Genomic DNA, 12,712 nt, shown 5'->3' on the forward strand with positions numbered 1-12,712 from the left:
ATAAAATATCTTTTGGAACTCGAAATAAGAGAATGATAAAGGAGCGTTTTTCATGCCGCGTGCCTTATGGCTGTTAATTATAGGGATGGCAGTGAATGTAACAGGCAATTCTTTTTTATGGCCTTTAAATACAATCTATATTCACGATCATTTAGGTAAGTCATTATCGATGGCCGGGTTAGTTTTAATGTTGAACTCGGCAGCGAGCGTTATTGGAAATCTTTATGGGGGCAGTCTTTTTGATAAAATCGGCGGCTACAAATCAATTCTTCTAGGAATATGTATCTCCCTTTCAGCACTCGTTGGGTTAACGTTCTGGCATGGCTGGCCGGAATATATTGTTTTTCTTACGATTATTGGATTTGGCAGCGGAGTCACTTTCCCAGCCATGTATGCGATGGCGGGAATGGTTTGGAAGGAAGGCGGACGTAAGTCCTTTAACGCCATTTATATTGCCCAAAACCTTGGAGTAGCGGTTGGTGCCGCACTCGGAGGCATTCTTGCGGATTACTCATTCGAATTAATCTTCCTTGCTAACACCGTTATGTATATTATTTTTTTACTAATCGCTGTTTTTGGCTATAAAGGGATTTCAACGGGTGAGGTTAAACAAGCGAATAGCCTCCAGGAGGCAGCACTTGTAAAAAGTCAAAAAAATCTCCTTGCATTATTGATTTTATGTTTAGGTTATTTACTATGCTGGGTTGGCTATGTTCAATGGATGACAACGATTGCTTCTTATACTCAGGAAATTAATATTTCATTATCGCAATACAGCCTATTATGGACGATAAACGGTGCATTAATTGTCCTTGGCCAGCCATTATTAAATGGCTTGCTTAAGCGTATGGCTACTACACTGAAGGTACAAATAGTAATCGGGATTGCCATTTTTATCGTTTCGTTCCTGATTGCCGGAAACGCGCATGCATTTTCAGGATTCTTAGTGGCGATGATGATCTTAACCATTGGAGAAATGTTTATTTGGCCGGCGGTACCAACGATTGCTTTTGACTTAGCCCCAAAGGGACGGGAAGGGTTTTATCAAGGGATTGTCAATAGTACCGCTACCGGAGGAAGAATGATTGGTCCATTACTAGGCGGAGTTCTTGTTGATGTCTATAGTATTTCTGCATTATTTTATGTGTTAATCGCACTATTTGGTATTGCCATAATAACTACATTAACCTATGAACGTATATTGAAAACGGAAAAGAAATTAAAAGTGAAACTTTCATAACATTACCGGCCTCCAATTGGGGGCTTTTTTTGTATAAAAATAATATGAATAGGTCAAACTGATTTAGGTAAATGTTACTTGCATACTGCTGGGAAATTTAATACAATAACCGTAATACTTTTATAATTAATAACGGTGACTAGGAGTAGTAGTGATTCATACCTGTTTATAGAGAGTTGACGGCTGGTGGAAGTCAATCGGGTACATCATGAACTCGCCTATGAGTTGCAAACATGAAGGAACAGTAATGTTTGCCGTATTCCGCGTTAAGGATGAATGAGCGAGTGTTAACGACACTAATGTGGGTGGTACCGCGGGAAGATACATAAGCAATCCTCTCGTCCCTTTTTTGGGATGAGGGGTTTTTTATTTTTTAAGGAAAGAAGGAACTAACAATGAGTTTCGATCATCAGCATATCGAGAAAAAGTGGCAAAAGAAATGGGAAACAGAAAAAACATTTAAAACAAATGAAGAATTCGATAAACCAAAATTCTACGCATTAGATATGTTTCCATATCCATCGGGAGCAGGACTACATGTAGGACACCCTGAAGGCTATACCGCTACAGATATTCTTGCACGCTTAAAAAGAATGCAAGGTTATAATGTTTTACATCCAATGGGCTGGGATGCATTCGGATTACCTGCAGAACAATATGCGTTGGATACCGGAAACGACCCTGCAGAGTTCACAGAGCAGAATATTAATACGTTCAGAAGACAAATTAAATCGTTAGGTTTCTCTTACGACTGGGACCGGGAAGTAAATACAACAGATCCAGACTATTATAAATGGACGCAATGGATCTTCTTGAAACTTTGGGAAAAAGGTCTTGCGTATATTGATGAAGTAGCTGTTAACTGGTGCCCGGCACTTGGCACCGTATTAGCTAACGAAGAAGTGATTGATGGTAAAAGTGAGCGTGGAGGCCATCCGGTTGAACGCAGACCAATGAAGCAGTGGATGTTAAAAATTACTGCTTACGGTGATCGTTTACTTGAGGACTTAGAAGAGCTTGACTGGCCAGAGAGCCTTAAAGAAATGCAGCGCAACTGGATCGGTCGTTCTGAAGGTGCTGAAGTAACCTTTGCGATTGATGGACATGATGAAACATTTACTGTGTTTACGACTCGTCCTGATACTCTTTTTGGTGCAACCTACGCTGTCCTTGCACCAGAGCACTCTTTTGTCGATAAAATTACAACAGCCGAGCAGCGTGCTGCGGTAGACGCTTATTTAGACAAAGTCAAAACGAAGAGTGATCTTGAGCGTACTGACTTGGCAAAAGAAAAAACCGGCGTATTTACCGGTGCTTATGCAATCAACCCGGTTAATGGTGAGAAAATGCCAATCTGGATTGCAGACTATGTATTAGTAAGCTATGGAACTGGAGCGATCATGGCTGTTCCGGCACATGATGAGCGAGACTATGAATTTGCGAAACAATTTGACCTTCCAATTATACCCGTTGTAGCAGGCGGAGATATTGAAACTGAAGCTTACACAGGCGACGGTGAACATATTAATTCTGATTTCTTAAATGGCTTAAATAAAGAAGAAGCAATCACGAAGATGATTTCTTGGTTGGAAGAGAAGGGGATTGGTACGAAAAAGGTAACGTTCCGTCTACGCGATTGGTTGTTCAGCCGCCAACGTTATTGGGGTGAGCCGATTCCAATTATCCATTGGGAAGATGGCACAATGACAGCAGTTCCTGAAGACCAGCTGCCATTAACCTTACCGAAAACAAAGAATATCAAACCTTCTGGAACGGGAGAATCACCGCTAGCTGTTATTGAGGATTGGGTAAACGTCGTAGATCCTGAAACAGGTAAGAAGGGGCGTCGTGAAACAAATACAATGCCACAATGGGCAGGAAGCTGCTGGTATTATTTACGCTATATTGATCCGAAGAATGATCAAGCACTTGCTTCAAAGGAAAAATTAGAACACTGGCTTCCTGTTGATGTATACATCGGCGGTGCCGAACATGCAGTTCTTCACTTATTGTACGCTCGTTTCTGGCACAAAGTCCTTTATGATATTGGAGTTGTATCAACAAAAGAACCATTCCAAAAGCTATTTAACCAGGGAATGATCTTAGGTGAAAATAATGAAAAAATGAGTAAGTCAAAAGGAAATGTTGTAAATCCTGATGATATTGTTGACAGTCATGGTGCGGATACACTTCGCTTGTATGAAATGTTCATGGGACCACTTGATGCTTCCATTGCTTGGTCAACAAATGGACTTGATGGATCTCGTCGTTTCTTAGATCGTATCTGGCGTTTGATAGTAGAGGAAAATGGTGAATTAAATCCAAAGATTCAGGAGAATGAAGATGCCTCGAATTTAGAAAAGGTTTATCACCAAACCGTAAAAAAGGTAACAGAGGATTACGAGGGCTTGAGATTTAATACAGCGATTTCGCAAATGATGGTGTTTATTAATGAAGCTTATAAATCAACTGTTCTTCCAAAGCACTACATGGAAGGCTTTGTTAAAATGCTTGCCCCGGTGGCCCCGCATGTTGCTGAAGAACTTTGGGAAAAGTTGGGCCATAGTGGTACTATTTCTTACGAAACATGGCCTGCTTATGATGAAGCTAAATTAGTTGATGATGAAGTTGAAATTGTTATACAAGTGAACGGGAAGGTAAAGACTAAATTACTAGTTCCAACAGACGCCAGCAAAGAAGCATTAGAAGGAATTGCGATGGATGATGATCGAGTAAAGGAACAAATCGAAGGAAAAACCATTCGCAAAGTCATTACTGTTCCTGGTAAACTTGTTAATATTGTAGCTAATTAATTGGATTCCCCCTTTCAAACAGGGGGAAACCGTAAATAGGGGTGGGAAAGATGGAAGAAATTCAGATTATTACGCCAGAAGAATTAAAGAAAAAGCTCGAGCAGGGGGAAAAACTTGAGCTTGTTGATGTTAGGGAAGATGAGGAAGTAGCACAAGGAATGATACCAGGAGCCAAACATATTAGAATGGGCGAAATTCCAGCTAACCTTGACTATTTTGACAAAGATAAAGAATATATCTTTATATGCCGTTCTAGCCGAAGAAGCGAAAATGTCTGCTACTATCTTAAGGACCAAGGTTACAAGGTTCGCAATATGATTGGCGGCATGCTTGAATGGACGGGAGAAACAAAGTAACGATTCCAATGCGGAATCGTTTTTTTTATACCATTTATTTTTAATTTTCAGAAAAGATGGAAATAATGAAATAAAAACAGAAAGGGAGAAACATATGATTCAGGTAAAGTTGTTTGACCGCGAGCATGAAAAGGATTTAGAAAAAGAAATGAACCGTTTTTTAAAAGGAATTGATGAAAAGCAGTTAATGGATATTAAGTATAATGTAGCTGCCATAACGGAGGATGAAGAGGAAGAACAAATCTATTGTTTTTCAGCGATGATTATCTATAGGGCATGATGATAACATCATGCCTTATATTGTTTTTTTGCAAAAAGAGCAGCATTGGTTCCAGCGAGTCTTCCCGTAACTAACGCTGAAGTGATGTTATAGCCGCCGGTATAGCCATGGACATCAAGAATCTCACCGCAAAAATAGAGACCTTTCATCAATTTTGAAGCCATTGTCTGAGGCTCTATTTCTTTCACGGAAACGCCGCCGCCCGTTACGAATGCTTTTTCTAACGGTAAGGTACCATTTACTTTAATCAAGAATTGTTTGCAGCTTTTTACAAAGGTGCGAATTTTTTCATTTGAAATCGTTGCACCCTGTTCTAAAGGGTCAATTTCATTACGCTCCAGCAGAAACAATAGATATCGTTCAGGGACTAGTCCTTTTAGTGTGTTTTTAATGCTTTTTTTCGGTTCGCTTTTTACGAGTTTCACAATTTCTTGAAAAAACTCTTCTTCTTTTTTATCTGGTATCACATCTAAACTCATGACAGCCTCATTTAACTTCCATTTTTTCATAGCCTTTACTACAAATTGACTGCAGCGAAGGACTGCTGGACCACTCAGCCCAAAGTGGGTAAAGATCATATCCATCCTATGAGTAATAATCGCTTTCCCTTTTGGATTCAGTACACTTAATTCAATATCCCGTAATGATAGACCCTGGAGTGATTTATTTTTAATAAAGGGTTCATTTGAGGTGACAGGCACCTCAGTAGGAAAAAGTTCCGTAATGGTATGTCCGGCTTTTTCAGCCCAGGCATAGCCGTCTCCAGTAGAGCCGGTATGAGGCACTGATTTACCACCGACTGCTATAACAACAGATTTTGCTTCTATTTCAGTACCGTTTTTTAATTTGACAGCAGAAACATGACCTTCTTTATAAACAACGTCCGCAACTGGACTATTGGTGTAAACCTTCACCTGCAGCTTTTCTAAATGTGTCAAAAGGGCATCGACTACTGATTGTGCTTTATTCGATACCGGGAACATCCTGCCATGGTCTTCTTCTTTTAATTCAATACCTAACTTTTCAAAGAAATTGATAATATCTTCATTACTAAAAATAGAAAAAGCACTGTATAAAAACTTCCCATTGCCAGGCAAGTGTTTAATGATTTCCTCAACAGGGAGCCGATTGGTAACATTACAGCGTCCTCCGCCGGAAATCGCCAGCTTCCTTCCAAGCTTGTCTCCTTTATCAATCAATAGGACCTTTAATCCCTTTTCTCCAGCGGCAATCGCAGCCATTAAGCCCGATGGTCCCCCGCCGATTACAACAACATCGTATTGCATACTTCCACCAACTTTATGTAAATTCATTTCTTGTACATTATTTCATTATAAACACTATGAATAAAAAGAAAACGGATAGGCAGTTATTTTTACGAAATTTAGCACGGCTGTTAGTGGCATCGCAGCAAAAAGAGATGTAAACTACTAATAGTGTGCAAAAATTGTGTTTACCAAAAGTTTGCTCATATGCACACAAACTTTTTCTTCACTGGGAAGGGATCCTAATCATATGTCGTCAAAGCTTATAAGAGGAACGTTTATCTTAACATTGGGTACTATTATTTCTAAGGTACTTGGCTTATTATATGTCATACCCTTTTATCAAATTGTAGATTCAGAAGGAACAGCGTTGTACCAATATTCTTACATACCGTACACGATCTTTATTAGTATTGCCACAGCCGGCGTACCGCTTGCTGTTTCAAAATTTATCTCAAAGTATAATGCACTTGAAGAATATGCAGTTGGGCGAAAATTGTTTAAATCTGGACTAGTTATGATGCTGTTGACAGGTATAGCTTCGTTTTTAATATTGTATTTTTCGGCACCACTTATAGCTAACATGATTATAGCAGAAAAAGATGATGTCGAATCAAGAGTTCAGGATATCATTACTGTTATCCGTGCGGTAAGTTTTGCATTGATCGTTATACCGTTTATGAGTTTGATTAGAGGATTCTTTCAAGGACATCAATCAATGGGGCCATCAGCTGTTTCCCAAGTGGTGGAACAGATTATCCGGATTACCTTCTTACTTGCAGGGGCCTATATAGTCATCAACTTTTTAGATGGTAGTATTGTAACCGCAGTTAGTGTTGCGACCTTTGCGGCGTTTGTAGGGGCCATTGGGAGTCTAGTCGTTTTATTTTGGTACTGGTATAAACGGAAACCGCATCTAGACCAGCTTCTTGAACAAGATAAAGGTACAGTACAGGTATCGTTAAAGGAAATTTATAAAGAAATTATCATCTATGCGGCTCCCTTTGTCTTTGTTGGGGTTGCTAACCCGTTATTTCAAGCGATTGATCAAGTTACCTTTACACGGGCGATGGAGGGGATAGGTCATAGCTACAAGGCAGCTGAAGCTGCATTCTCCATTCTAAATTTTGAATCACATAAAATCGTCATCATCCCTGTTTCTCTTGCGACAGGGTTCTCATTGGCTCTTGTTCCGAGTATCACCAAGGCATTTGTGGAAGGTGACCAGAAAGCGTTAAGGCAGCAATTAAATCAAACCTTTCAAGTCTTATTATTCTTAACACTGCCGGCTGCAATCGGACTTTCATTATTAGCAGAGCCTATTTACACAGTATTTTATGAGCATAAGGAGCTTGGATTCGAAGTACTAAGAGCCTATGCCCCAGTTGGAATTCTTTTTTCTTTATTTTTAGTGACTAGTTCGATATTACAGGGAATCAATGAACAACGTTGGACAGTTTTAAGTTTGTTGGTAGGATTACTAATTAAATTGTCGCTAAATATTTCTCTGATTACTATGTTTGAAACAAGAGGGGCAGTGTATGCAACAGCAATTGGATATATCGGAGCTATATTGATTCAATTATTCGTTATTAAAAATTATGCAAAATATCCATTCTTATTTGTTTGGAGAAGGAGTTTGTTAATTGTCATCTTTGCTGGACTCATGTGGGCAGGGACTGAAATCGTTTATCAACTGCTATTGTTGGTTCTAACTCCGGATTCTAAGTTCCAGTCACTAATCATTATCATTGCCTGTGCAGCGGTAGGAGCTGTTATCTATTTTTACCTAGGATTAAAATCTGGTCTTGTAAACAGACTATTTGGTGACAGGGTTGACCGAATAAAACGAAAATTAAGAATGACCAATTAAACTCCTAAAAAAAGAAGGAGGATTACGCTTTGAGAATCGATAAAATGCTTGCCAACTTAGGGTATGGCAGCCGTAAAGAAGTAAAGCAGCTTTTAAAAAGCGGAGCTGTTAAAGTTGACGATGTTGTTGTGAAAGATCCAAAACAGCATGTAGATACAAATAAACAAAGTGTTACCTTAAATGGTGAAGTAATTGAATATAAAGAATTTATCTATTTAATGATGAACAAGCCTCAAGGAGTACTGTCAGCAACAGAGGACAGCGCTCAGGAAACCGTTATTGATTTATTGGAACTAGAAGACCAAGTATATGAACCGTTTCCAGTTGGAAGATTGGACAAAGATACCGAAGGCTTATTATTGATCACCAATGATGGTCAATTGGCCCATCGCCTGCTTTCACCCAAAAAGCATGTACCCAAGACTTACTTTGCAGTGATAGACAGAGAAGTAACCGATGAAGACGTAAAGGCTTTTGCAGAGGGAGTTACCCTTGATGATGGATACGAAACAAAACCTGGTGAGCTGAAAATACTGAAGTCTGGTATACGATCGGACATTGAGTTGACCATAACCGAGGGAAAGTTCCATCAAGTGAAAAGAATGTTTGAAGCAGTAGGAAAAAAAGTGGTCTATTTGAAACGTATTTCCATGGGACCATTACTCCTAGATGAAACCCTAGAATTAGGGGAGTACAGAGAACTAATGGATGATGAGATAGAGATGCTAAGGAATTACCAAGTAAAGTAAAAAGGACAAGGCAGCTGCCTTGTCCTTTTTACGCTTGAAGAAAGGATGTTAACATCCAATTATGCTTACTCAGTTTTTCAATTAATTCCGTGAACATATCGCTTGTAACCTCATCATTTTCCTGTTCGGCTGCCTCTTTACCGGCCTTTAATTCCGAAATAATTTGTGAGTAATCATTAACAATAGCTTGTACCATTTCTTCAGCTGATAATTTTTCAGAAGTTTCCCCAATAGATGCAAATTGGATGTATTCTTTTAATGTTGAGATTGGCTTGCCGCCAGTGATTAATAATCGTTCTGCCAATTCATCGATAGTTCTTGCCGCTTCTTCATACAATTCTTCAAATTTTTCATGCAAGGTGAAGAAGTGTGGTCCTTTTACATACCAGTGGAAACGATGCAATTTTGTATATAGTACATTCCAGTTTGCGAGTTGTTGATTCATAACCTGTTCTAGTGTCAATGTTTGTGTCATTGTTCATTCCTCCTAATTTATTATCTGTTTTAATTATAACACATATTAATTAAAAGTAAATATTAAATTATAATAATTATAAATAAGGTTAGTTTGATAAATGTAAGTAACAATTTATGAAAATGGGTAATCTAAAAATATTTACTACAGAATCCCACTGAAAACCAAAAGGGGGAAGGTCACATGAAACTGACACCTAAAGAAACCATTGAATTACATGGTTTTAATAATTTGACCAAATCATTAAGCTTTAATATGTACGATATTTGTTACACACGTTCAAGGGAAGAGCGTGAGGCGTATTTAAAATATATTGATGAACAATATAGTGCCGAAAGATTACAAAAAATATTAACTCATGTATCAGATATTATTGGTGCACATGTATTAAACGTAGCGAGTCAGGACTTTGAACCAGCTGGCGCAAGTGTAACGCTTCTTGTATCGGAGGGTCCTGTTGAAAATGCTCCTTTAGAACATTTTGAGGAGTCACCAGGACCGCTGCCAGGATCAGTAGTGCTGCAGTTAGATAAGAGTCATATCACTGTGCATACATACCCTGAGTATCATCCGGATGAAGGAATAAGCACCTTCCGGGCAGATATCGATGTATCAACCTGTGGAGAAATTTCACCGTTAAAAGCACTTCATTATTTAATCCGATCGTTTGAAACAGACGTCATGATAATTGATTATCGTGTACGTGGTTTTACAAGAGATAAGGACGGATATAAATTATTTATTGATCATGAAATCAGCTCGATTCAGAATTATATACCTGAGGATGTTGGCGAACTATTCGACATGATTGATGTAAATGTCTATCAAGAAAATATCTTCCATACCAAGTGTAAACTTCGGGAATTTGATTTAAACAACTATTTATTTGGCTATAAAAAAGAAACATTACAACCAGAAGAGTTAATTGAAATTACCGAGAGAATAAAGGTTGAAATGGATGAAATTTTTTATGGCAAGAACATCCAATAAATGACAATTTTACTGATTGCTTATATATGTCGAATGGTGGCCAAAAAGAAAGCACGCAGCTTTACTAAAAAGTAAGGCTGCTTTTTTGCGTTGATGGTGTAAAATGGAATTCATAAGATTTTAATAAGTAGGAGAATAGTATGTTCTTAAAAAAAGTGACATTGTTAAAAGAAAAGATTCCAACCTTTAACCTCTACCCCTTTTCCATACCAGCAATTGAGAACCTTGATGAGATTAAAATAGACAGGAACGTCACCTTTTTTGTAGGAGAAAATGGGTCGGGGAAATCTACTTTATTAGAAGCAATAGCGGACAAATGTGGCTTTCATACAGCTGGCGGCGGAAGAAATAATTCTTATGATGTGTATGAAACAGATTCTGAGCTTAGCCAATTCATAAGGCTTTCCTGGATGCCAAAAGTAACGAATGGTTTCTTTTTACGTGCAGAATCATTTTACCATTTTGCTACCCATATTGATGAGGTGGATGAAAACGGATTTAAAGATTATGGTGGAAAATCATTGTTACAACAATCGCATGGAGAATCCTTTTTGTCATTATTTTTAAATCGATTTAATGGGGAAGCAATTTATCTGTTAGATGAACCGGAGGCTGCATTATCTCCTGCAAGGCAATTAACCCTCCTGAAAATCATTCATGACCTCGAATCAAAAGGTGATTCCCAGTTTATCATTGCCACTCATTCTCCTATACTAATGGGGTATCCAGAAGCAGACATTTACAGCTTCGACAATGGTGAAATTTCAAAGATAAACTATGAAGACACAGACCATTACAGCATAACAAAATACTTTTTAGAAAATAGAAACAGATTTCTTCATGAGCTTTTTAAAGAGGACGAATAGCTCTAACAAAAAAACAGTGATACCTAAATGAATGATTTAGTAAGATGTCCTGTCCTTATAAAGTAACCAGCAAAAGTAAAATAAGCGGAGATTTTCCGGTTAAATGTAGAATGGAGCTTGTTTAGGGGTAAAATAAGCGGAGGTTTTCCGCTTAATCAAAGCAAAATCCCTCATTTTCTATTTTTTTGAGCAAATAGGCGGAATCTCTCCGTCTATTTAAGCCATTTTTAATACTAATTCCTAATTAAGCGGAATTTTTCCGCCTATTTAGTAGCTCAGGTGTTTAACCCGATCCTCCAACCAGTAAGTGAGGACCTTATTGAACGTTGATGTGAGAATCAGCAGCTACGTATCCACTAAGCCTTATAAATAAAAAAAGACGCATGCCAATCCATACGTCAATTCTTGTTTCTTTTAATTAGAATACACTCGACAAAACGGAACCCTTTAAAGGAATCGATATCACAGCTTTTTTGCAATAAATGATAGTACTACCAGCATTCCCACTATAACAAGGGCTACTGTCGAACCAATTACATTGTTTAAATTTAAAATAAACCCAATAAAGATTAAACTTAATGATACTATAGCGATGATTGTGGTAACAGGGTACCATTTTACTTGAAACGAAGGTTTAACCTTATACTGCGGTCGCAGCTTTAAATGGGCGGCACAAATCCCTATCCAAACCATCATAATCGTGAAACCAGGTATGGTCATAAGGTAACTAATAATATTACTAGGACTGATATAAGCTAGGAATACACCTGCTAATAGACAGAGAGTAGTAATTAAAAGACCGATTACAGGTATTCCACTACTAGAGGTTTTCATTAGTCCTTTAGGGGCCACTCCGCTTTTTGCCATTGAAAATAGCGTTCTCGATGTTGCATATATCCCCGAATTGGCCGCAGAGAGAACGGCGGTTAATAGAATAAAATTCATTACATGTGCTGCACCTGGCAGACCTGTAATAGTAAAAACTTGAACGAATGGACTGTCTTGACCAGTAACCTTATTCCAAGGCATAATTCCACAAATAATTATGATTGGGAAAATATAAAAAATAATAACACGCCATACGGCACCCTTAATGATACTTGGCATAACGCGCTCAGCGTCCTTTGTTTCAGTTACGGCAACTCCAATTAACTCAGCCCCGCCATAAGAAAACATAACAACCAAAAAGGCACTTAGCATACCACTGACTCCATGAGGGAAGAACCCGCCATGTGCCGTATAGTTTGCTAGAGGATTCCCAATATTACTAGGAAGAATCCCAAAAATGATAAGAGCCCCCAAAAAGATAAAAGCGACTAATGCCATGATTTTTATTCCTGCAAACCAAAACTCAAGCTCTCCAAAATATTTTACAGGGAATAAATTAACGGCAATAATAACCGCCGCACAAATCAAGCTAAGAAGCCATAGCGGTATAGAAGGATACCAAAATTGCAGAAAACTTCCTGCTGCTAATAATTCAACGGTAATCACAATGGTCCAGTTAATCCAATATAACCAGCCCGTAATAAACGACAGCTTAAAGCCAAATGCTCGATAAAGAAGCAGCTGTACGTTGTGATTGGGAAACGCAATCGCCATCTCACCTAAAGCAGCCATGACGATAAATAATAATAGCCCGCCAATAAGATAGGTAAAGATAACACTAGGCCCCGCTATATTTAACGTATCGGAACTGCCTTTAAAAATCCCTGTGCCAATCATGCCAGCTAAAGCAATAAACTGAACATGCCGTGGCAGTAATCCTTTTTTTAGTTCATGATGATTATTTTCCATGTTGTCCT

At 38.4% G+C, this 12,712-nt stretch carries 11 protein-coding genes and 1 other annotated feature; of the genes, 8 read left to right on the forward strand and 3 right to left on the reverse strand.

Features of this window, described 5'->3' with window-relative positions:
• The first annotated feature begins 52 nt into the window (after window positions 1–52).
• From QFZ28_RS08085 to QFZ28_RS08100, 4 genes are all read left to right on the forward strand, one after another.
• A complete protein-coding gene (locus QFZ28_RS08085; protein WP_307194153.1) occupies window positions 53–1,240 on the forward strand; it encodes an MDR family MFS transporter in 1,188 nt (395 codons plus the stop codon).
• Between the two features lie 126 nt (window positions 1,241–1,366).
• Window positions 1,367–1,589: a binding site (T-box leader), on the forward strand.
• Between the two features lie 46 nt (window positions 1,590–1,635).
• On the forward strand, window positions 1,636–4,053 hold the full coding sequence (leuS, locus tag QFZ28_RS08090; RefSeq protein ID WP_307194154.1) for a leucine--tRNA ligase: 2,418 nt from the start codon (window positions 1,636–1,638) through the stop codon (window positions 4,051–4,053).
• A 50-nt stretch (window positions 4,054–4,103) separates the two neighbouring features.
• Window positions 4,104–4,409, forward strand: a complete 306-nt coding sequence (locus tag QFZ28_RS08095) for a rhodanese-like domain-containing protein (RefSeq protein ID WP_307194155.1) — start codon at window positions 4,104–4,106, stop codon at window positions 4,407–4,409.
• Between the two features lie 94 nt (window positions 4,410–4,503).
• Window positions 4,504–4,689: a sporulation protein Cse60 gene (locus tag QFZ28_RS08100; RefSeq protein WP_095250855.1), complete on the forward strand. Its 186-nt coding sequence runs from the start codon at window positions 4,504–4,506 to the stop codon at window positions 4,687–4,689.
• A gap of 8 nt (window positions 4,690–4,697) precedes the next feature.
• On the opposite strand, the gene QFZ28_RS08105 is transcribed toward QFZ28_RS08100, so the two are convergent.
• Window positions 4,698–5,975 (reverse strand): NAD(P)/FAD-dependent oxidoreductase, encoded by a 1,278-nt coding sequence (locus QFZ28_RS08105; protein ID WP_307196979.1) that lies wholly within the window; start codon window positions 5,973–5,975, stop codon window positions 4,698–4,700.
• Window positions 5,976–6,204: 229 nt separating this feature from the next.
• On the opposite strand from QFZ28_RS08105, the gene QFZ28_RS08110 reads away from it, so the two are divergent.
• Both QFZ28_RS08110 and QFZ28_RS08115 read left to right on the forward strand, forming a co-directional pair.
• A complete protein-coding gene (locus QFZ28_RS08110) occupies window positions 6,205–7,827 on the forward strand; it encodes a putative polysaccharide biosynthesis protein (protein WP_307194156.1) in 1,623 nt (540 codons plus the stop codon).
• A gap of 29 nt (window positions 7,828–7,856) precedes the next feature.
• The gene (locus QFZ28_RS08115) at window positions 7,857–8,576 is read left to right on the forward strand and encodes a 16S rRNA pseudouridine(516) synthase (RefSeq protein ID WP_307194157.1); all 720 of its coding nucleotides are present in this window, start codon (window positions 7,857–7,859) and stop codon (window positions 8,574–8,576) included.
• A gap of 28 nt (window positions 8,577–8,604) precedes the next feature.
• Here the strand turns inward: QFZ28_RS08115 and QFZ28_RS08120 are convergent, their stop codons facing one another.
• On the reverse strand, window positions 8,605–9,051 hold the full coding sequence (locus QFZ28_RS08120; protein WP_307194158.1) for a Dps family protein: 447 nt from the start codon (window positions 9,049–9,051) through the stop codon (window positions 8,605–8,607).
• A gap of 183 nt (window positions 9,052–9,234) precedes the next feature.
• Here QFZ28_RS08120 and speD point away from each other — a divergent pair, with 183 nt between their 5' ends.
• Both speD and QFZ28_RS08130 read left to right on the forward strand, forming a co-directional pair.
• The gene (gene speD, locus QFZ28_RS08125) at window positions 9,235–10,041 is read left to right on the forward strand and encodes an adenosylmethionine decarboxylase (RefSeq protein ID WP_307194159.1); all 807 of its coding nucleotides are present in this window, start codon (window positions 9,235–9,237) and stop codon (window positions 10,039–10,041) included.
• A gap of 140 nt (window positions 10,042–10,181) precedes the next feature.
• Entirely contained in the window at window positions 10,182–10,907 is a 726-nt protein-coding gene (locus QFZ28_RS08130) for an AAA family ATPase (RefSeq protein ID WP_307194160.1), read from the forward strand.
• A gap of 462 nt (window positions 10,908–11,369) precedes the next feature.
• Here the strand turns inward: QFZ28_RS08130 and QFZ28_RS08135 are convergent, their stop codons facing one another.
• Window positions 11,370–12,704 (reverse strand): amino acid permease, encoded by a 1,335-nt coding sequence (locus QFZ28_RS08135; protein ID WP_307194161.1) that lies wholly within the window; start codon window positions 12,702–12,704, stop codon window positions 11,370–11,372.
• Window positions 12,705–12,712 lie beyond the last annotated feature (8 nt).

Origin of the sequence: Neobacillus niacini (assembly GCF_030817695.1) — a bacterium.
Lineage (GTDB): Bacteria > Bacillota > Bacilli > Bacillales > Cytobacillaceae > Neobacillus > Neobacillus niacini_F.